Here is a 21081-nt window from a genome sequence, read left to right as displayed (position 1 = left end):
TCCGTCCTACTTCTCTACCGCCAGAAACCGCTGCGCAAGCCGCACCCAATACGTCGAGCCGATCGGCAGCAACTCATCGTTGAAGTCATAGCTCGCGTTGTGCAGCATGCAGGGGCCTGCACCGTGGCCGGCGTCGCGATGGCCGCCCTCGCCGTTGCCAAGAAACGCATAACATCCCGGCTTCGCCAGCAGCATGAACGAGAAGTCCTCCGCGCCCATCGTAGGTTCGACCGAGTCGTCCACCTTTTCTGCCCCGACAACTTCCTTCATGACGGCGGCCGCAAACCGCGCTTCCTCACTGCTGTTGATAGTGGGCGGATAGTTTCTGTGGAAATGAACGTCGACCGTGCAATCGTAAGCGTCCGCCGTGCTTTGAGCGATTTTGCGCATGCGCGCTTCGATCAGATCGAGCGTTTCAGTCGTAAAAGTCCGTACGGTGCCCGCGATCCACGCATCGTTAGGGACGACGTTGACTGCATCGCCGGCATGAATTTGCGTGATCGAAAGCACAGCCGTATCCAGCGGCTTCTTGTTCCGCGTGATGATGCTTTGCAAGCCATTAGCGATCTGCACAGCGGTAAACACCGGATCGCGTCCGTTGTGCGGCAGCGCTGCGTGCGAGCCAACACCTTTAATCTCAATGCGGAATTCGTTGCTGGACGCCATGATCGGCCCTTCGGTTACGCCGAAGTGGCCCGCCGGCATGCCCGGCCAGTTATGGATGCCGAACACTGCATCCACAGGAAATTTTTCGAAAAGGCCGTCGTCGATCATGGCCTGCGCGCCGGCGCCGCCTTCTTCGGCCGGCTGAAAAATGAAAACGATGGTGCCGTCAAAATCGCCATGCTTCGCCAGATGCCGGGCTGCGCCGAGCAGCATCGCCGTGTGTCCATCGTGACCGCACGCGTGCATTTTTCCATCGTTTTTCGACCGATGTTCGAAGCTGTTCAGCTCCTGAATCGGCAACGCGTCCATGTCGGCGCGCAGCCCGATCGAGCGCTTGCCATTGCCACGCTTGAGCACGCCGACAACACCTGTCTTGCCCAGTCCGCGATACGTTTCTATACCCCATGACTCGAGCGTCTTCGCGACCAGCTCCGAAGTCGCTGTTTCTTCATAACGCAGTTCGGGATGAGCGTGGATCGTTCGTCGAAGAGTCTGGATTTCTCCGTGAGCAGCCTGAATTTCGGGGATCAGTTTCATAATAGAGTGCCGATGTGCTTGCGCTTTGACTTGCATGGAATCGCTCGGGCGACATGCGCCCGGGCGCAGTGCTAACGATTCTACGCCGAAGGCTTTTTGGCGGCAGCATGCAGGCAACCGCCGGCGGACGTAATAAAATCCCGCGTTGCGCCCTGCTTACCGTCTCCTGAATGGTTACCCAATGAACGCTCCGATCGAATTCGCTCGCGCAGTTTGCCCGCACGACTGCCCCGACACCTGCGCGATGCGGGTAACAGTCGAAGGCGACCGGGCAATCAAGGTCGTCGCCGATTCAGATCATGCTCCGACCCAAGGCGCGTTGTGTACCAAAGTCAGCCGCTATGCGGAGCGCGTTCATCATCCGCAACGCCTGACGACGCCCATGAGGCGCGTCGGCCGCAAGGGCGAGGGCCGTTTCGAGCCGATCGGCTGGGAAGAAGCGTTGGAGCTGGCTGCAAAGCGCCTGCGGGAGATAGCCGGCCGCGCGCCGCAAGCCATCCTTCCATATAGCTACGCGGGCACGATGGGCCTCGTCCAGGGCGACAGCATCGCGCAGCGCTTCTTCCACAAGCTGGGCGCGTCGCAACTGGACCGCACCATCTGCGCGGCAGCCGGCGCCGCTGGCTTGAAATACACCTACGGCGCGAGCATCGGCATGCTCACCGAGTTTTTCGAGGAAAGCGAGGTCATCCTCATCTGGGGCTCCAACCCGATTGCGTCGAACCTGCATTTCTGGACGCGCGCGCAGCAGGCCAAGCGCCGAGGCGCGCGCCTCATTGCAATTGACCCGTATCGGTCGCTCACGGCGGAGAAGTGTCACCAGCACATTGTGCTGAAACCGGGCACCGACGGCGCCTTGGCGCTCGGCATGATGCACGTCTTGATCTCGGAAGACCTGCTGGATCACGCTTACATCGCCGCGCACACGTTGGGCTTCGCCGAGCTGAAGGCTCGTGCGCTCACCTATCCGCCGTCGCGGGTGGCAGAAATTTGCGGCATCGACGAGCAGGTTATCGTCGACCTCGCGCGACTTTACGGCAGCACGAAGAAAGCGGCGATTCGCCTGAACTATGGTCTGCAGCGAGTGCGCGGCGGCGGCAACGCGGTGCGCGCAATCGCGTGCCTGCCGTCGCTCACCGGCGCGTGGCGCGAGCGTTCGGGCGGCGCCTTGCTGTCGTCGTCCGGTTGGGCGCCGGTGGACTCGCATGCGCTGCAGCGTCCGGACCTGATGCCCGGCTGGCCGGCGAGCCCGAGCCGCGTCATCAATATGAATGCAATCGGCGACGCGCTGCTGCACCCAGGCGACGCCGAGTTCGGTCCGAAAATTGAGGCGATCGTCGTGTATAACTCGAATCCGGTTGCCGTCGCGCCGGATTCGGGGCGCGTCGCCGCCGGCTTCGCTCGAGAAGACCTCTTCACGATCGTGCTGGAGCACTTCCAGACCGACACCGCCGATTACGCCGACCTTCTGCTGCCCGCCACCACGCAGCTCGAGCATCTCGACGTGCATAAGTCGTACGGCCACACGCACGTCATGGTGAATTTGCCGGCGATTCCGCCGGTCGGCGCGGCGCGTCCCAATACGGAGATCTTTCGCGGCCTCGCGCGCCACATGGCGCTGGATGAACCGGCGCTCTTCGAAAGCGACGAAGCCGTTGCTCAAAACGCATTCCGCTGGCAGGACAAGAAGCTCGAAGGCGTGAACTGGGAAGCGCTCAAGCAGGCCGGCTGGGCAAAGCTGAACCTGCCCGACGCGCCTTTTGCCGAAGGCGGCTTTCACACGCCGTCGGGGAAGTGCGAGTTCTACAGCGAGCGGCTCGCGCAGCAGGGCCTCGACCCGCTTCCGGATTACCTGCCGCCCTATGAGTCGGCGGAATTCGCGCCTGAACTGGCTGCCCGCTATCCGCTCGCGATGATCTCGCCGCCCGCGCGCAACTTTCTGAACAGCACGTTCGTCAACGTCGAAAGTCTGCGGTCGACGGAAGGCGAGCCGCATCTCGACATCCACCCGGCCGACGCTGAGCCGCGTCACATCGCCGACGGCGATTACGTGCGCATTTTCAACGACCGCGGCTCGATGCAGGCGCGCGCCCGCGTCACCGACCGTGCGCGCGAAGGCCTTGTGGTCGGCTTGTCGATCTGGTGGAAAAAGCTCGCGCCCGACGGCCGCAACGCCAATCAGGTCACGAGCCAGGCGCTTACCGATCTCGGCGGATCGGCAACTTTCTACGACTGCCTCGTCGAAGTGGAGCGCGTCTGACGCGCTCTTGCAACATCGCGCAAGCCTCGCCAACAAGGCTTCCAAAGGTTCGAGGCAGCAGTCTAACGCAGCCGTTTTTCGCGAATAGCGCAGGGACGCCCATGCTACGATGCGTTTTTAGCACGACCATTCGAAAATAAAGAAGGAGACGCTGCATGGATAAAATCTGGCTGAAATCCTACCCGCCCGGCGTTCCCGCAGAGATCGACCCGACCCGCTATTCGTCCGTCGCCGAACTGCTCGAGGAAGCATTCCGCGAGCACCGCAACAAGCCGGCGTTCGTCTGCATGGGAAAGGGCATCAGTTACGGCGAACTCGACGCGCTTTCGCGCAAGCTGGCCGCGTGGTTTCAGTCGAAGGGCCTTGCGCGCGGTGCCCGCATCGCAATCATGATGCCGAACGTGCTGCAATATCCGGTCGCGATTGCGGCGATTCTGCGGGCAGGTTATGTGGTCGTGAACGTCAACCCGCTCTATACGCCGCGTGAGCTCGAGCATCAGTTGAAAGACAGCGGCGCGGAAGCAATCGTCCTGCTAGAAAATTTCGCCGTCACGTTGCAGGCCGTCGTACGCAATACCGCTGTCAAGCACGTCGTGGTCGCCGCAATGGGCGATCTGATGGGCGTGAAGGGCGCTGTCGTGAACTTCGTCGTGCGCCGCGTGAAGAAAATGGTGCCCGCCTGGAGTTTGCCCGGTCACGTCAAATTCAACGCGGCTATCGCCGAAGGCGAGCGCCAGACTTTCAAGCCCGTCCAGCAAGGCCCCGACGATGTCGCGTTCCTTCAGTACACCGGCGGCACGACCGGCGTGGCGAAGGGCGCCACGCTGCTGCACAGGAACCTGATTGCGAATGTGCTGCAGTCCGAAGTGTGGCTCAATCCGGTTCGCGCAAACCGCACGGACATCGAGCAGTTCATCACGGTTGTGGCCTTGCCGCTGTACCACGTGTTTGCGCTGACGGTGTGCGGCCTGCTGACCATCCGCACAGGCGGACTCGGCGTGCTGATTCCCAATCCGCGCGATATTCCCGGCACGATTAAGGCACTGCAGGGTTACGCAATTACCACCATCCCGGCAGTCAACACGTTGTACAACGCGCTGTTGAACAGTCCTGACTTCGACAAGCTCGACTTTTCGAAACTGATCGCGGCAAACGGCGGCGGAATGGCCGTCCAGGAAGCTGTCGCAAAGCGCTGGTTCGAGCACACAAAGACGCCGATCATCGAGGGCTACGGTTTGTCCGAGACGTCGCCGTGCGTCACCTGCAATCCCGTGACGGTGACCGAATATAGCGGCACGATCGGGCTGCCGTTGCCGTCGACCGAAGTCTCCATCCGCGACGACGACGGCAACGAAGTGCCGCTCGGGCAACCGGGCGAGATCTGCATCCGCGGCCCGCAGGTGATGGCTGGCTATTGGAACCGGCCGGAAGAAACCGCGAAAGTCATGACGCCGGACGGCTTCTTCAAATCGGGCGACGTCGGCTTCATGAACGACCGGGGTTTCGTGAAGATCGTGGACCGCAAGAAGGACATGATTCTGGTTTCCGGCTTCAACGTGTACCCCAACGAAATCGAGGATGTGGTCGCGAAGCTACCCGGCGTGTTCGAGGTCGCGGCGGTCGGTGTGCCGGATCAGCACTCGGGTGAGGCGGTGAAGTTGTTTGTCGTCAAGAAAGACGACGCGCTGACGGACGCCGACATATTCGCCTACTGCAAACAGCAGCTAACCGGCTACAAGCGGCCGAAGATCGTCGAGTTCCGTACCGAGCTGCCCAAGAGCAATGTCGGCAAGATTTTGCGTCGGGAACTGCGTGATGGGCGGGCGTGAGCGGAAGCCCAACATCGCGGACGCTGACGCGTCGTAACGCGTAGGCATCAGCTGCATTCGAAGGCCCGGCTGACACGACAAGTCAGCCGGGCTTTTTCGTTTCCGCGCATCCTACGACGGCCATAAAAAAAAAGGCGCCCGAAGGCGCCTTTGAGGCAAACTGCGTTTTTACGACTTATTAGAACTTGTGGCGGATGCCGACGCGAGCTGCGAGCTGGTTCTGGTTCGACGAGCCCGACAGGCCGTTGATGCCAGCCGTTGCCGTGACGACGGCGCCTGCCGCATTCACGGTTTCGCCCGTAGCGTGCTGGTACACACCGATCACGTAGACGTCGGTACGCTTGGACAGGAAGTAGTCCACGCCCAGCGCGCCTTGGTGGTACTGAGCGCGCGAGTTGCCGTTGACTTCCGAACCGCGCGTGTAGTCATACGCTGCGCCGACCAGCAACGCCGGGGTCAACTGGTACTTGAAGTTGACTTCCGCGTTGTTGAACGTAGCCGTTTGGCCCTTGAACGGCGATGCGTACGACGCGCCCAGGTTTGCAAAACGGATGTTCGAGTACGTCAAGCCGAGGGTTGCTGCGCCGAACGTGTAAGCACCGCCTGCACCGATAACCTGGTACGTGTTAGCCGATGCGAAGCCAGCGTAGACCGGCGACGTCACTGCGCCAGCCGGCGTAGCTGCCGTGCCGCCGTTGTTGAACAGACCACCCGAAGCTGCCGGCGTGCGCGCGTTCAAATAACCAACGCCCAAGACCAACGGACCGTTGTTATAGCCAGCGCCCAACGACCAGATCTGGTTCTGCGAGAAGTTGCCTGCAACACCGCCGAAGCTATACGTGCCGCCGAACTTCAGGCCGCCGTAATCCGCGCTCGTGTACTTGACCGTGTTGTTCGTACGGTATGCGTTGTTGAAGTTGTCGATGTCGCCCGGGTGAGCAGCGATGTAGCCGCCCCACTGGTCGCCGGCTTCCAGCGGACCGACGTAGTCGACGACGGAGTCGTATTGACGACCCAGCGTGACCGTGCCGAACTGGCTCGACAGACCGACGTAAGCTTGACGACCGAACATCAGGCCGCCTTGACCCAGCTTGCCGTTGTTCACGTCAAAGCCGTTTTCCAACACGAAGATTGCCTTCAGACCGCCGCCCAGATCTTCCGTGCCGCGCAGGCCGAAACGCGAGCCTTGCATGACGCCGCTGGACAGGTTGTACAGGTGCTTGCCACCCGAGTTGGTGTTGATGTTGAAGCCTTCGTCAATGATACCGTACAGGGTCACGCTGCTCTGAGCATGTGCGACGCCTGCGAATGCGCCCAGTGCTGCGAGAGCGAGAAGCGACTTTTTCATCGAATGATCTCCAAGGATTACGAATCTTTTTTACAAGGCGAATATTTATGTAGCGTTGAGGCCTTGCTTGTCCAACTTCGCGAGAAGTTGCACGTAATGTAACAAAAGGGCTACATGGCACAAAGAAAAAGGACGCTGCCCGGACGGCTCCTGTTTCGTTTACGCAACATGATCTAAAATCGAAATCTTGATGCCTTCAGCGGCTGGATCAGCCCGGCGCGAAGGCCGTGTTTTTTCCCGCGAAGCCTTGTCGCCCGGGCCACGAAGAACGCGAAGCAAGTTGTCGAATCACGGAGTGCCGAATGTTTCTGGACGAGTTGATTACTGAATTTGATCGGGGTTTACGCTCAATGACGGGCGTTTCGCGCATGAGCCGTCCTTTGCCAGTTCCGCAAGAATCGGCGGCTTCGGCCGAGGCGCCCGAGCTCTCGCCGGCCGAGCGCGCGCACTCCGCGGGTCTGATGCGCGTGAACCATGTCGGTGAGGTCTGCGCGCAGGCGCTTTACCAGGCACAGAAGCTCGCGACCAGTTCGCCGTCGTTGAGAAGCGTGTTCGATCGCGCCGCAGTCGAGGAAGAAGATCACCTCGCATGGACGGCGAAGCGTCTCGAGGCGCTCGACTCGCGTCCCAGTCTGCTGAATCCGCTTTGGTACGCAGGCGCGCTCGCCATCGGGCTCGCGGCCGGACGCATGGGCGACCGCGTGAGCCTCGGCTTCATGGCCGAAACCGAGCGGCAGGTCGAACAGCATCTGGACAGCCACCTCGATCGTCTGCCGGTCGGTGATCGCGAATCGCGCGCGATTGTCGAGCAGATGCGCGTCGACGAAGCCGGACATGGAAAAGCCGCAATTGACGCCGGCGGCATCGAGTTGCCGTTCCCCGTGCGCGCCATGATGCGCGCGATGTCGAAAGTGATGACCCGCACCGCGTACTACATATAAGAACCGCCGAGTTTCCGTCTCACCACGCAAGGTGGGACGACGCCCCGCGCGTCGTCCCCGCGTAGCCGCCGAAAACCCCGCCGCACACCTTCCAGACGCCCTTCACGATCGCTTACGCCCCGCGCTGTTCGCCCGCACTTTTCACGTATCACCTTCAGAAGCCTCAGTAGTCCCTTCATTTATAACGATTTTCCGTTTTTCGTCTGACATGAAGGACTCGCGCTAAGTCCTTGTTCTAACAAACAAAATTCGCTCGAAAACGGCCTGTCTCCCTTGACCCGTGTTTAGCGTTCCTCTAAAGTGGGAGACAGTGTGAGAAAGTGTATTTTTGTGTGATCTCACGGGTGGTTTCGGGTAGATTTTTACGAATTGGGCAGCCGGCGCAAAGGCGCGGGCCAAGAGGGAGAGCGAAGTGTTCCAAGGGGCGTCGGCGCTGACGCTCGATGCGAAAGGGCGGATGTCTATTCCGTCCCGCTATCGGGATGCGCTGCAAACACAGGCAGAGGGCCGGGTGACGATCACCAAGCACCCGGACGGCTGCCTGTTGCTCTTTCCGCGCCCGGAGTGGGAAATCTTCCGCGACAAAGTCGACAAGCTGCCCATGAACGCAGCCTGGTGGAAGCGCATCTTTCTCGGCAATGCAATGGACGTCGATATGGACGGCGCGGGCCGCGTGCTCGTGTCGCCGGAATTGCGCGCGGCCGGTTCGCTGGAAAAAGAAGTGACGCTGCTCGGCATGGGGCGCCACTTCGAACTGTGGGACGCACAGATTTACGCCGCGAAGGAACAGGCGGCCATCGCCGAGGGCATGCCCGAAGCGTTGAAGAACTTCACGTTCTGATCGCGGCATACATATATGGCATCTGCGATGAGAAACGAATTGCAGCATCGCACGGTGCTGCTGGAAGAAGCGGTAGCGGCGCTGGTCACGCGCGCGGACGGCGTCTATGTCGACGGCACGTTCGGGCGCGGCGGCCACAGCCGTCTGGTGCTGGAGAAGCTGGGGCAAGCGGGGCGTCTGATCGCGTTCGACAAAGACCCGCTCGCCATCGCCACGGCGCAGCAGATCGGCGATCCGCGCTTTGGCATCGTGCACGAGAGTTTTGCTTCACTGCGCACCGCGATTGCGGAGCGCGGGATTGAACGGGTGTCGGGCGTTTTGCTGGATCTGGGCGTGTCGTCGCCGCAAGTCGACGATCCGGAGCGGGGTTTCAGTTTCCGCGCCGACGGCCCGCTCGACATGCGGATGGACCCGACGCGCGGCGAGTCTGCCGCTGACTGGCTGGCGCGGGCCACGGTGCAGGAACTGACGGAGGTGATACGAGATTATGGGGAAGAACGGTTTGCTTTTCAGATTGCAAAGGCGCTTGTTGCTCGCCGGGCAGAGTCCGACCGTCTTGGGCCTCTCGTCAGCACGGGCGAGCTTGCCCAAATCGTGGCTAACGTCGTCAAAACCCGTGAGAAGGGCAAGGATCCGGCAACCCGCACCTTTCAGGCTATACGGATTCACATCAATCAAGAGCTTGCGGAGCTGCAAGTCGTTTTAGAAGCAGCGTTGTCGCTGCTGGAGCAAGGGGGGCGGCTGGTGGTCATCAGCTTTCATTCGCTCGAGGACCGGATCGTCAAGCGATTCATGCAGGCACACGCCAGTGCGCCCGCGGTCGATCGTCGTCTGCCGATTCGTGCCGTCGACCTGCCGAGCCCTCCGCTCAAAATCATCGGCCGCGTGTTTGCGAGCGACGCTGAAGTCGCCGCGAACCCGCGCGCCCGTTCTGCCGTGATGCGTGTGGCGGAGCGGATCGCACCATGAATCGCCTCAATATCTTCCTGCTGATGATCGTGATGGGCTGTGCGTTGTCGGTTGTCAACGCAACGAACCAGCAGCGCCAGATCTTTATCCAGTTGCAGCGCGCGCAGTCGCAGGAGCGCCAGTTGCAGCAGGACTATTCGCAGCTTCAATATCAGCAGAGCGCGCTCTCCAAGACGTCGCGCATCGAGCAGTTCGCGACCACGTCGCTGAAGATGCAGGCGGTCAGCACCGGGCGCACGCAATACCTGACGCTCGACCCCGGCGCCGCAAAGGCCGAAGACGCGCCGATTCCGACTTCGGCTCCGGCATCGGCGCCGTCGGCGACTCGCAGCGGAGGCGTTCGATGAAAAAATCGTCCAGCCGCAAGAGCGTCGCTTTCTCGGCTAATCCGATCCTGTCCGTGCGCCTGCCGATGTGGCGCTCGAAGCTCGTCGTGTTCCTGCTCTTCATGGCGTTTGTCGCGCTGACCGCGCGCGCCTTCTGGATTCAGGGACCCGGCAACGCGTTCTATCAGAAGCAGGGCGAAATCCGCTATCAGCGCCGCCTCGAATTGCCGGCCACGCGCGGCAAGATTCTCGACCGCAATGGCCTCGTGCTGGCCACGAGTCTGCCGGTGCGTGCGATCTGGGCGATCCCGGAATCGGTGCCGGACGACCTCGGCGCGGACAAGCTGAACTCGCTCGGCAAACTGCTCGGCATGACCGATAAGGAATTGCGCAGGAAGCTCTCGGAAGACAAGAACTTCGTGTACGTCAAACGCCAGGTGCCGGTGGATATTGCCGAGAAGGTGAAGGCGCTCGACATCCCCGGCATTTACGCGCGCGACGAGTACAAGCGTTTCTATCCGGAAGGCGAGATCACGGCTCACCTGATCGGCTTCACGAACGTCGAGGACGAAGGCCAGGAAGGCGTCGAACTCGGCGACCAGAAGCTGCTCGCGGGCATGTCGGGCAGCCGTCGCGTGATTAAAGACCGCATGGGCCACATCATCGAGGACGTGGACGAGCAGGTCGTGCCGCACAACGGCCAGGACGTGGATCTCTCGATCGACAGCAAGATCCAGTACATCGCGTACACGAACCTGAAAGCGGCCGTCGAAAAGTTCAAGGCGAAGGCCGGCGCGGCGATGGTGATCGACGTGCGGAGCGGCGAAGTCCTCGCGCTCGTCAATTACCCGACCTACAACCCGAACGACCGGTCGCACATGACCGGCGACCAGTTGCGCAACCGCATCCTCACCGACACGTTCGAGCCGGGCTCGATCATGAAGCCGTTCACGGTGTCGCTCGCGCTCGACCTGCACCGCGTCACGCCGACTACACTGGTTGATACAGGCGGCGGCCGCTTCGTGCTCGACGGTGCGCCGATTACCGACGACAGCGCGTTCGGTGTCCTGACGGTCGGCGGCGTGATCCAGAAGTCGAGCAACATCGGCGCGACGAAGATCGCGATGCAGTTGAAGCCCGAAGAGATGTGGAACATGTACACCAGCATCGGTCTTGGCCTCGCGCCGAAGGTCGGTTTCCCGGGTGCGGCGGCGGGACGTCTGCGTCCGTGGAAGAGCTGGCGCCGTATCGAGCAGGCGACCATGTCGTACGGCTACGGCCTGTCGGTGTCGCTGTTCCAGCTCGGCCGCGCGTACACGGCCATCGCGCACGACGGCCAGATCATGCCCGTGTCGATTTTCCGCACGCCTGGCGACCAGCCGGCAACCGGCCCGCAAATCTTTTCGCCGACCACCGCCCGCGAAGTGCGCGCGATGCTCGAAACCGTCGTCTCGCCGGGCGGCACGTCGCCGGATGCGGCGGTGCCGGGCTATCGCGTCGGCGGCAAGAGCGGTACGGCGTATAAGCACGGCCCTCACGGCTACGATCACTCGAAGTATCGCGCGTCGTTCGTCGGCATGGCGCCGATGCCGAATCCGCGCATCGTCGTCGCGGTATCGGTCGATGAACCGACGGCGGGCAGTCACTTCGGCGGTCAGGTGTCGGGTCCGGTGTTCTCGGGCATCGTCGGCGATACGCTGCGCTCGCTGAACGTGCCGCCGCAAATGCCGGTCAAGCAGATGGTCGTGTCCGACGACTCCGCGTCCGCTGCGCCTTCGGCCACTCCCGCGCCGTCCGCAACGAAGAAGATTTCGGCGAACGCGAGCGCGAAGAAGATGACGATTTCCGCGAATGCGAAGACCCATGCGGGAGTCGTTCGATGAGCGCGCTGCGCAACAATCATCCGTCGCATCGGCAAATTGCCGAAGCGTTGAACTGGCTGCAAGCGCACCTGCAGCGAGGCGCGCATCTGCACGCGGACACGCGTTCGCTCACAGCCGGCGACGCGTTTTTCGCCTACGCCGTGGATGGCGCGGACAACCGCGCGTTCATCGACGGCGCGCTTGAACGCGGCGCTGCCGCGGTGCTCGTTCAGCCGGAAGGTTTCAGCGGCGCGATCGACGCGTCCACCACGCTCGCGGTGCCCGCGTTGAACGAGCTCGCGGGCTCGATTGCCAGCGCGTGGTACGGCGATCCGAGCGACAGCATGCTCACGGTCGGCGTCACGGGAACGAACGGCAAGACGTCGTGCAGCCAGTGGATTTCGGCGGCGCTCACCGCGCTTGGCAAACGTTGCGCGATCATCGGCACGCTCGGCACCGGCTTGCCGGGACAACTCGTGCACACCGGCTTCACGACACCCGACGCGCCGCAACTCCAGCGCAGTCTCGCGCAGTTGCGCGACGCGGGCGCAAAGGCCGTTGCAATGGAAGTGTCGTCGCACGCGTTGCACCAGGGGCGCGTGAACGGCACGGCGTTCGACATCGCCGTGTTCACGAATCTCACGCAAGACCATCTGGACTATCACCACACGTTCGAGGCGTATGAGGCCGCGAAGGCGCGCCTCTTTGCCTGGCCGGAACTGCGTGCGGCCGTGATCAATCGCGACGACGCGGCGGGTCGCCGTTTGCTGGCAAGCACGCAAGGCCACGCACGCACGATCGCGTATGGTCTCGATTCCGCACAACAAAGCGCGCCGCAAGCCGACGCGTCGCTGCTCGCATCGAACGTGCGCGCGACGCCCACCGGCACCGCGTTCCACCTGAGCACATCAGACTGGGGCAATGCCGAAGTCGAAGTGCAAACGCTCGGCGCATTCAACGTCAGCAATCTGCTCGGCGTACTCGGCGCGTTGCTCGCCGCTGAGATTCCCTTCGATGCCGCCCTCGCCGAACTCGCGAAGCTCGAATCGGTGAACGGCCGCATGCAGCGCCTCGGCGGCCGCTTGCAAAACGACGAACCGCTCGTCGTGATCGACTACGCGCACACGCCCGACGCGCTGGAAAAAACACTCGAAGCGTTGCGTCCGATGGCGGCCGCGCGAGGCGGCGAACTGATCTGCATGTTCGGCTGCGGCGGCGATCGCGATGCAACCAAGCGTCCGCTGATGGGCGCCATCGCCGAAAAGATGGCGGACGGCGTGGTGGTCACGAGCGACAACCCGCGCAGCGAAGATCCGCAATCCATCATCGAGCAGATCGCAGCGGGAATGAAAGACGCGTCGAAGGCACGCCGCATCGAGGACCGCGCGAGCGCGATCCTTCAGGCGATCCGCGGCGCCGCGCGCGAAGACGTCATCGTGCTGGCTGGCAAAGGGCACGAAGCAACACAGGAAATCATGGGTAAAAAGCGCGCTTTCTCCGACCAGGACCACGCCCGCCTCGCGCTCGCCGCGCGGGCCACGCAGGCACGCGGAGGTGGCGAATGAGCGCGCAAGGCAATGCGATGTTCACGCTGCGTGAAGCGGCCGCGCTGATTCCAGGCGCAACGGTTATCGGCGACGACAGCGTTGCGTTCGAACGCGTGTCGACCGACAGCCGCAGCGCAGGTCCCGGCGATCTGTTCGTCGCGATCAAGGGCGATCGCTTCGACGCGCATGACTTCCTCGCCGACGTCGCCGCGCGCAACGTGAGCGCCGCGCTCGTCGCGCGCGTGCCCGGCGGCTGGAGCGTGCCCGCCTTGCGCGTGGCCGACACGCGCGTTGGACTCGGCGCGCTGGCTCGCGGCTGGCGTCGCAAGTTCAGCATGCCGCTCGTCGCCGTGACCGGCAGCAACGGCAAGACCACGGTCAAGGAAATGATCGCGTCGATTTTCGCCGCAGCCGTCGGCGTCGATGCGCGCCTTGCCACCGCCGGCAACTTCAACAACGACATTGGCTTGCCGCTCACGCTGTTTCGTCTGAATGCCGCGCATCGGTTGGCGGTCGTCGAACTCGGCATGAATCATCCGGGCGAAACGTCGCTGCTCGCGAAAATCGCCGAGCCGACCGTTGCCGTGGTGAACAACGCGCAGCGCGAGCATCAGGAATTCATGGCGACCGTCGAAGCGGTCGCGCTCGAGCATGCGAGCGTGATTCACGCGCTCACGCCTGATGGAATCGCTGTCTTCCCCGCCGACGATGCCTACGCAAGCATCTGGCGCGTGGCGGCCACGGGCAACCGCATCGTCGACTTCGCGCTGAACACGGCCGAGCGCACAACGGAAGCGGCGGTTACGGGCACGTTCGACGGCAAAGTACTCAGCATCCAAACGCCCGAAGGCCACACAAATATCACGCTGCAAGTGCTCGGCAATCACAACGCGCACAACGCGTTAGCTGCGACGTCAGCGGCGCTTGCCGCAGGCGTTTCGCTCGACGCTATCAAGCGCGGCCTCGAATCGTTCGGCGCGGTGAAAGGCCGCCTGCAGGTCAAGCACGCCGCGCTCGGCACGCTCGCGGGCGCGACCGTGATCGACGACACCTACAACGCCAACCCCGATTCGATGCGCGCCGCGATCGACGTGCTCGCGTCGCACGCATCGCCGCGTGTGCTGGTGATGGGCGACATGGGCGAAGTCGGCGACAACGGGCCGGAATTTCACCGCGAAATCGGCGCCTATGCGAAGGAACGCGGTATCGACGCGCTGTACGCAATGGGCGACGCCTCGCGCGACGCCTGCACCGCGTATGGCGCAAGCGCCCATCACGTCGCCGACGTCGGCACGCTGGTCGCGCAATTGCAGCAGGCCGGTTTCGGTCCTGCTGCAACGTTTCTCGTGAAAGGCTCGCGCTTCATGCAAATGGAGCGCGTGGTGGACGCCGTAACGAGTCCACAACCCAACGCAGCGGGCAGCGCGCCCGCTGCACACTGAAATAGAAGGACCGAAGCATGCTACTGGCGCTGGCGCAATGGCTGCAGAATGACGCAAGCTTCTTGCGCGTGTTCAGTTATCTGACTTTCCGCGCGGTGATGGCCACCATCACCGCGCTGTTGATCGGGCTCGTCTGCGGCCCGGCTGTGATCCGCAAGCTGACCGCGATGAAGGTCGGCCAGGCTGTCCGTAAAGACGGCCCGCAAACGCATCTCGTGAAATCCGGCACGCCGACGATGGGCGGCGTGCTGATTCTGCTCGGCATCGCCGTCGCTACGCTGTTGTGGGCCGATCTGACCAACCGCTTTATCTGGATCGTGATTCTGGTCACGTTCGGCTTCGGCGTGATCGGCTGGGTCGACGACTATCGCAAGGTCGTCTACAAGGACCCGCGCGGCATGTCGTCGCGCGAAAAGTATTTCTGGCAGTCGGTGATCGGTCTCTTCGCCGCCGTGTATCTCGCGTTCAGCGTGTCCGAAGCGAGCAATGTGCGCGTGTTCGATCTGTTCATGGCGTGGGTGCGCAGCGGTTTGTCGATGGGCTTGCCCGCGCGCGCCGATTTGATGCTGCCGTTCGTCAAGTCGATCAGCTATCCGCTCGGCGTGTGGGGCTTCATCGTGCTGACATATCTGGTGATCGTCGGCGCGAGCAACGCGGTGAATCTCACCGACGGCCTCGACGGTCTCGTGATCATGCCGGTCGTGCTGGTCGGCGCATCGCTCGGCGTGTTCGCTTACGTGATGGGCAGCTCGGTCTACTCGAAATACCTGCTGTTTCCGCACATTGCAGGCGCAGGCGAATTGCTGATTTTCTGTTCGGCGATGGGCGGGGCCGGCCTCGCGTTCCTCTGGTTCAACACGCACCCGGCGCAGATGTTCATGGGCGACGTCGGCGCGCTCGCGCTTGGCGGCGCGCTCGGCACGGTGGCGGTGATCGTGCGTCAGGAAATCGTGCTCTTCATCATGGGCGGCATCTTCGTCGCGGAAACGCTTTCGGTGATGTTGCAGGTGACGTGGTTCAAGTTCACCAAACGCCGTTTCGGCGAAGGCCGGCGTCTCTTCAAGATGGCGCCGCTGCATCACCATTTCGAATTGTCGGGTTGGAAGGAAACGCAGGTGGTCGTGCGCTTCTGGATCATCACATTGATGTTGTGTCTGTTCGGATTGTCCACGCTCAAGCTGCGTTAAGCAGAAGGTATTAAAGGGAAGCAGACGATGTTCGGCGAGAAGTTTCGGGATCGGCAAAAGCCGATGGTGCTCGTGCTGGGACTGGGTGAATCCGGTCTCGCGATGGCGCGCTGGTGCGCGCGGCACGGCTGTCGGCTGCGTGTGGCCGATACGCGCGAAGTGCCGCCGAACCTGTCCGCCCTGGAAGCGCACGGCGTCGACGCTGCGTTTGTCGGCGGCCCGTTTTCGCCGGTGCTGCTGGAAGGCGTGGAACTCGTCGCGATCAGCCCCGGTTTGTCGCCGCTCGCCGCCGATCTGTTGCCGCTGATCACGGCGGCGCGCGAGCAAGGCATCCCTGTGTGGGGCGAACTCGAACTCTTCTCGCAAGCGCTGAAGACGCTCGGCGAAAGCGGTTATGCGCCGAAGGTCGTCGCGATCACCGGCACCAACGGCAAGACCACGACGACGAGCCTCACGGGGCTGCTGTGCGAACGCGCGGGCAAGAAGGTCGCGGTCGCGGGCAACATCAGCCCGGCGCTGCTCGACAAACTGAGCGAAGCCATCGACAACACCGCGCTGCCCGACGTGTGGGTGCTCGAACTGTCGAGCTTCCAGTTGGAGACTTCGCATACGTTCGAGCCGGACGCGGCGGCGATCCTCAACATCACGCAGGATCACCTCGACTGGCACGGCGGCCTCGATGCGTATGCCGCTGCGAAAGGCCGCATCTTCGGTACACAAACCGTGCGTGTGCTCAATCGCGACGACGCGCGCGTCATGGCGCTCGCGCCTTCGGAGCCGGGCGATGTCGACGTGGTGACCTTCGGCGTAACCGAACCGAAGAACGACGGCGATTACGGTTTGCTGCGCGATAACGCGATGATCTGGCTCGTCGAAGCACACGATCTCGACGCGAGTGAAGACATCACGCCGAAGCGCCGCCGCAAAAACGAAGCGGTCACGCCGCCGAATATTGCGCTCAAGCGCCTGATGCCTGCCGACGCGCTGCGCATTCGCGGTCTGCACAACGCGGCCAACGCGCTCGCCGCGTATGCGCTCGCACGCGCGATCGGCTTGCCCGCCGCGCGCCTCTTGCACGGCTTGCGCGAGTACCGCGGCGAGCCGCATCGCGTGGAATTGATTGCGTCGATCGACGGCATCGACTACGTGGACGACAGCAAGGGCACCAATGTCGGCGCGACGGTCGCCGCGCTCGACGGCCTCGCGCAACGCGCGGTGCTGATCGCCGGCGGCGACGGCAAGGGCCAGGACTTCGAGCCGCTCGCCGCGCCGGTCATGCGCTGGTGCCGCGCGGTGATGCTGATTGGCCGCGACGCGCCGCAGATTCGCGCGGCACTCGAAGACACCGGCATCGCGATGACCGATCACGCGACGCTCGAAGAAGCGACGCGTGCCGCCGCTGCACTCGCACAACCTGGCGACGCCGTGCTGTTGTCGCCCGCTTGCGCGAGCTTCGACATGTTCAAGGGTTACGCGCATCGCGCCGCGGTGTTCCGCAGCACGGTGGAAGAAATCGCGGCCGAACGGGGGACGATGATATGAGCTGGTCCGAACGATTCGGTTCGCGCACAGGCGCAGGCGCCGGTGACACGGCCAACGCAGCACGCGTCGGTGGCCGCACGGGCGGCAGCGGTCTCGCGAGCGCCGTCAATGGCGTGCGGCCGCTGCGCTCGCGCATGCTCGACTACGATCATTCGCTGCTGTGGGTGGTCGTCGCGCTGCTCGGGCTCGGCGTCGTGATGGTGTATTCGGCGTCGATCGCGATGCCCGATTCGCCGAAGTACGCGTCGTATCGCGACTACGCATTCCTTGTGCGTCAGATCATCTTCGTGACGATGGGCGCGGTGGTCGGCGTCATAGCGTTCCGTATTCCGATTTCGACGTGGGACAAGTACGCGCCGAAGCTCTTTCTGATCGCGCTCGTCGCGCTGGTCATCGTGCTGATTCCGCACGTCGGCAAGGGCGTGAACGGCGCGCGCCGCTGGATTCCGCTCGGCATCACGAATATGCAGCCGTCCGAAATCATGAAGCTCGCGGTGACGATCTACGCGGCGAACTACACGGTGCGCAAACAGGAATACATGCACAGCTTCGCCAAAGGCTTTCTGCCGATGGCGATGGCGGTCGGCTTCGTCGGCGCATTGCTGCTGCTCGAGCCGGACATGGGCGCGTTCATGGTGATCGCGGCGATCGCAATGGGTCTGCTGTTTCTCGGCGGCGTGAACGGCAAGCTGTTCGGCGGCCTCGTCGCCACGGCGGTCGGCACGTTCAGTTTGCTGGTGTGGGCGTCGCCGTGGCGGCGCGAGCGGATTTTCGCGTACCTCGATCCGTGGGACGACCGTTATGCGCAGGGCAAGGCGTATCAACTGACGCACTCGCTGATCGCATTTGGCCGCGGCGAGTGGTTCGGCGTGGGACTCGGCGGCAGCGTCGAGAAGCTCAACTATCTGCCCGAAGCGCATACCGACTTCATCCTCGCTGTTATCGGCGAGGAGCTCGGCTTTGTCGGCGTACTCATCGTGATCGTGATGTTCTACTGGATCGTGCGCCGCGCGTTCGAGATCGGCCGCCAGGCGCTGGCACTCGACCGCACGTTCGCGGGTCTCGTTGCGAAGGGCGTCGGCATCTGGTTCGGCGCGCAGACGTTCATCAACATGGGCGTGAACCTCGGCCTGCTGCCGACTAAAGGTCTAACGTTGCCGCTCGTCAGCTACGGCGGCTCGGGCATCGTGCAGAACTGCATCGCCATCGCGGTGCTGCTGCGGGTGGATTACGAAAATCGTGTGCTGATGCGAGGAGGGAAAGTATGACCTCCACGCAGCAACGCACGCTGATGGTGATGGCCGGTGGCACCGGGGGACACGTGTTCCCTGGGCTCGCGGTCGCGCACCTGATGCAGGCGTGGGGCTGGAAGGTCGTATGGCTCGGCAATCCCGCGGGCATGGAAGCGACGCTCGTGCCGAAGCACGGCATCCCGATGGAATACGTGCGCTTCGGCGGACTGCGCGGCAAGGGCCTGAAAACGAAGCTGATGCTGCCGCTGAATCTGCTGCGCGCATGCATGCAAAGCTTGAGCGTGCTGCGTCGCGTGAAGCCGGATGTGGTGCTCGGCATGGGTGGCTACATCACGTTTCCGGCCGGCCTGATGACCGCGTTCAGCGGACGTCCGCTCGTGCTGCACGAACAGAATTCGATTGCGGGTCTCGCAAACAAGGTGCTCGCGAAGCTCGCCAAACGCGTGCTCGTTGCGTTTCCGAATGCGTTGCCGCACGGCGAATGGACCGGCAATCCGATTCGTGCGGAACTTGCGCGCGCGATTGCGCCCAAAGCACGCTATGCAGAACGCAACGGTCCGTTGAATGTGCTGGTGGTCGGCGGCAGTCTCGGTGCCGCGGCGCTCAATGAAGTCGTGCCGCGCGCGGTCGAGCTGCTGGCCCCGAACGAACGTCCGCGCATCGTGCATCAGGCGGGCGCAAAACATATCGACGCGCTGCGCGAGAACTACGCGGCAGCCGGTTTGCAAACGGGCGCTGACGTGCAACTCGTGCCGTTCATCGACGACATGACGAGCGCCTATGCAAGCGCGGACCTCGTGATTTGCCGCTCGGGCGCGATGACCGTGTCGGAGATTTCAGCGGTAGGTGTGGCCGCGTTGTTCGTGCCGTTCCCGTATGCGGTGGACGATCACCAAACCACTAATGCAGCGTTTCTCGCCGACAACGGCGCGGCGCTGGTCGTGCAGCAACGCGATCTGTCGGCGGAAAAACTCGCCGGCTGGTTGCGCAGCCAGACGCGGGAAAGTCTCGCGGAGATGGCGGAGCGTTCGCGCTCGCTCGCGAAACCCGACGCCACTGAACAGGTCGCGCAGATTTGCGCGAGCGTGGCGGGTTCGATTTCGGGCGCGAGCCCAGAAGGAAAGCAATGAAACACATCGTCAAACATATTCACTTTGTCGGCATCGGCGGTGTCGGCATGAGCGGCATCGCGGAGGTGCTGCTCAATCTCGGCTATCAGGTGAGCGGCTCGGACTTGTCGAGCAACGCTGTCACGGATCGCCTGGCCGCACTCGGCGCGCGTATCGCAATCGGTCACGCGGCGGAGAACATCGAAGGCGCGAACGCGGTGGTCGTCTCGACCGCGGTGCGCAGCGACAACCCGGAAGTGCTGGCCGCGCGTCATCGACGTATTCCGATCGTGCCGCGCGCGGTCATGCTCGCGGAACTGATGCGCCTGAAACAGGGCATTGCGATTGCCGGCACGCACGGCAAGACCACGACCACGTCGCTGGTCGCAAGCGTGCTCGCTGCGGGCGGGCTCGATCCGACCTTCGTGATCGGCGGACGGCTGATCAGCGCGGGCGCGAACGCGCGGCTCGGCACGGGCGACTTCATCGTGGCCGAAGCGGACGAATCGGACGCGTCGTTCCTGAATCTCTTTCCGGTGATCGAAGTCATCACGAACATCGACGCCGATCACATGGACACCTATGGCCACGACTTCGCGCGGCTCAAGCAGGCGTTCATCGAATTCACGCACCGTCTGCCGTTTTACGGTATCGCCGTGTTGTGCGTCGACGATCCGAACGTGAAGGAGATTCTGCCGTTCGTGTCGAAGCCGATCATCCGTTACGGCCTCGCACCCGACGCGCAAGTGCGCGCGGTCAACGTCGAAGCGCGCGACGGCAAGATGCATTTCACCGCGATGCGCGAAGACGCGGCGCCGCTCGACATCGTGTTGAACCTGCCGGGCGAGCACAACGTGCAGAACGCGTTGGCCGCGATCGCGATTGCGACTGAACTCGAAGTGAAAGATGCCGATATCCAGCGAGCGCTGGCGGATTTCAACGGCGTGGGCCGGCGCTTTCAGCGCTACGGCGAGGTGCCGGTCACAAGCGACGGCGAGCCGCGCGGCGCCTACACGCTGGTCGACGACTACGGCCATCATCCGGTCGAAATGGCGGCGACGGTCGCGGCGGCGCGCGGCGCATTTCCGGGGCGGCGTCTCGTGCTCGCGTTCCAGCCGCATCGCTTCACGCGCACGCGCGATTGCTTTGAAGATTTCGTCAAGGTGCTGTCGACGGTCGATGCGCTCGTGCTGACCGAAGTGTATTCGGCCGGCGAAGCGCCCATCGTCGCCGCGGACGGTCGGGCGCTCGCGCGCGCGTTGCGCGTCGCGGGCAAGGTCGAGCCGGTGTTTGTCGATACGGTGGATGAAGTGCCGGACGCGCTCGCAGCATTGGTGCGCGACGGCGATGTGGTGATCACGATGGGCGCGGGTTCGATCGGCGGTGTGCCGGGTCGCCTCGCTCAGGAAACGAAGGTGTGAG

At 63.1% G+C, this 21081-nt stretch carries 16 protein-coding genes; 14 read left to right on the top strand and 2 right to left on the bottom strand.

Features of this window, described 5'->3' with window-relative positions; all coding sequences use genetic code 11:
- Window positions 1-6: 6 nt before the first annotated feature.
- Window positions 7-1203, bottom strand: a complete 1197-nt coding sequence (locus ABIE53_RS17895; protein WP_044022067.1) for a M20 aminoacylase family protein — start codon at window positions 1201-1203, stop codon at window positions 7-9.
- A 181-nt stretch (window positions 1204-1384) separates the two neighbouring features.
- Here ABIE53_RS17895 and ABIE53_RS17890 point away from each other — a divergent pair, with 181 nt between their 5' ends.
- Both ABIE53_RS17890 and ABIE53_RS17885 read left to right on the top strand, forming a co-directional pair.
- Entirely contained in the window at window positions 1385-3463 is a 2079-nt protein-coding gene (locus tag ABIE53_RS17890) for a molybdopterin-containing oxidoreductase family protein (RefSeq protein WP_044022068.1), read from the top strand.
- Between the two features lie 155 nt (window positions 3464-3618).
- On the top strand, window positions 3619-5292 hold the full coding sequence (locus ABIE53_RS17885) for a long-chain fatty acid--CoA ligase (RefSeq protein ID WP_029971524.1): 1674 nt from the start codon (window positions 3619-3621) through the stop codon (window positions 5290-5292).
- Window positions 5293-5470: 178 nt separating this feature from the next.
- Here ABIE53_RS17885 and ABIE53_RS17880 read toward each other — a convergent pair whose 3' ends face one another.
- A complete protein-coding gene (locus ABIE53_RS17880; RefSeq protein ID WP_006053201.1) occupies window positions 5471-6640 on the bottom strand; it encodes a porin in 1170 nt (389 codons plus the stop codon).
- Window positions 6641-6942: 302 nt separating this feature from the next.
- Here ABIE53_RS17880 and coq7 point away from each other — a divergent pair, with 302 nt between their 5' ends.
- The 12 genes from coq7 (at window position 6943) to murC (ending at window position 21080) form a co-directional block, all read left to right on the top strand.
- On the top strand, window positions 6943-7581 hold the full coding sequence (coq7, locus tag ABIE53_RS17875) for a 2-polyprenyl-3-methyl-6-methoxy-1,4-benzoquinone monooxygenase (protein WP_006053202.1): 639 nt from the start codon (window positions 6943-6945) through the stop codon (window positions 7579-7581).
- Between the two features lie 412 nt (window positions 7582-7993).
- Window positions 7994-8422, top strand: coding sequence for a division/cell wall cluster transcriptional repressor MraZ (mraZ, locus tag ABIE53_RS17870; protein ID WP_006053203.1), 429 nt, complete (start codon window positions 7994-7996; stop codon window positions 8420-8422).
- Between the two features lie 15 nt (window positions 8423-8437).
- On the top strand, window positions 8438-9391 hold the full coding sequence (gene rsmH / locus ABIE53_RS17865; protein WP_006053204.1) for a 16S rRNA (cytosine(1402)-N(4))-methyltransferase RsmH: 954 nt from the start codon (window positions 8438-8440) through the stop codon (window positions 9389-9391).
- Entirely contained in the window at window positions 9388-9738 is a 351-nt protein-coding gene (gene ftsL, locus ABIE53_RS17860) for a cell division protein FtsL (protein WP_006053205.1), read from the top strand. The genes rsmH and ftsL overlap by 4 nt, the downstream gene beginning before the upstream one ends.
- Entirely contained in the window at window positions 9735-11600 is a 1866-nt protein-coding gene (locus ABIE53_RS17855; protein WP_006053206.1) for a peptidoglycan D,D-transpeptidase FtsI family protein, read from the top strand. The genes ftsL and ABIE53_RS17855 overlap by 4 nt, the downstream gene beginning before the upstream one ends.
- Entirely contained in the window at window positions 11597-13144 is a 1548-nt protein-coding gene (locus ABIE53_RS17850; RefSeq protein ID WP_006053207.1) for a UDP-N-acetylmuramoyl-L-alanyl-D-glutamate--2,6-diaminopimelate ligase, read from the top strand. The genes ABIE53_RS17855 and ABIE53_RS17850 overlap by 4 nt, the downstream gene beginning before the upstream one ends.
- A complete protein-coding gene (locus ABIE53_RS17845) occupies window positions 13141-14568 on the top strand; it encodes a UDP-N-acetylmuramoyl-tripeptide--D-alanyl-D-alanine ligase (RefSeq protein ID WP_192698728.1) in 1428 nt (475 codons plus the stop codon). The genes ABIE53_RS17850 and ABIE53_RS17845 overlap by 4 nt, the downstream gene beginning before the upstream one ends.
- A gap of 17 nt (window positions 14569-14585) precedes the next feature.
- Window positions 14586-15755: a phospho-N-acetylmuramoyl-pentapeptide-transferase gene (mraY, locus tag ABIE53_RS17840; RefSeq protein WP_006053209.1), complete on the top strand. Its 1170-nt coding sequence runs from the start codon at window positions 14586-14588 to the stop codon at window positions 15753-15755.
- 27 nt (window positions 15756-15782) lie between these two features.
- Window positions 15783-17297, top strand: a complete 1515-nt coding sequence (gene murD, locus ABIE53_RS17835) for a UDP-N-acetylmuramoyl-L-alanine--D-glutamate ligase (RefSeq protein WP_006053210.1) — start codon at window positions 15783-15785, stop codon at window positions 17295-17297.
- Complete coding sequence (ftsW, locus tag ABIE53_RS17830; RefSeq protein ID WP_006053211.1) at window positions 17294-18565, top strand: putative lipid II flippase FtsW; 1272 nt, start codon at window positions 17294-17296, stop codon at window positions 18563-18565. The genes murD and ftsW overlap by 4 nt, the downstream gene beginning before the upstream one ends.
- Complete coding sequence (murG, locus tag ABIE53_RS17825; protein WP_192698729.1) at window positions 18562-19680, top strand: undecaprenyldiphospho-muramoylpentapeptide beta-N-acetylglucosaminyltransferase; 1119 nt, start codon at window positions 18562-18564, stop codon at window positions 19678-19680. Before ftsW ends, murG begins: the two co-directional genes overlap by 4 nt.
- Window positions 19677-21080 (top strand): UDP-N-acetylmuramate--L-alanine ligase, encoded by a 1404-nt coding sequence (murC, locus tag ABIE53_RS17820; RefSeq protein WP_006053213.1) that lies wholly within the window; start codon window positions 19677-19679, stop codon window positions 21078-21080. The genes murG and murC overlap by 4 nt, the downstream gene beginning before the upstream one ends.
- Window position 21081 lies beyond the last annotated feature (1 nt).

This window comes from Paraburkholderia sp. OAS925 (genome assembly GCF_040543975.1).
In the GTDB taxonomy this organism is placed as follows: domain Bacteria; phylum Pseudomonadota; class Gammaproteobacteria; order Burkholderiales; family Burkholderiaceae; genus Paraburkholderia; species Paraburkholderia graminis.
Note: the sequence above shows the minus strand (reverse complement) of the source record. Positions and strands in the feature narration are given on the sequence as shown.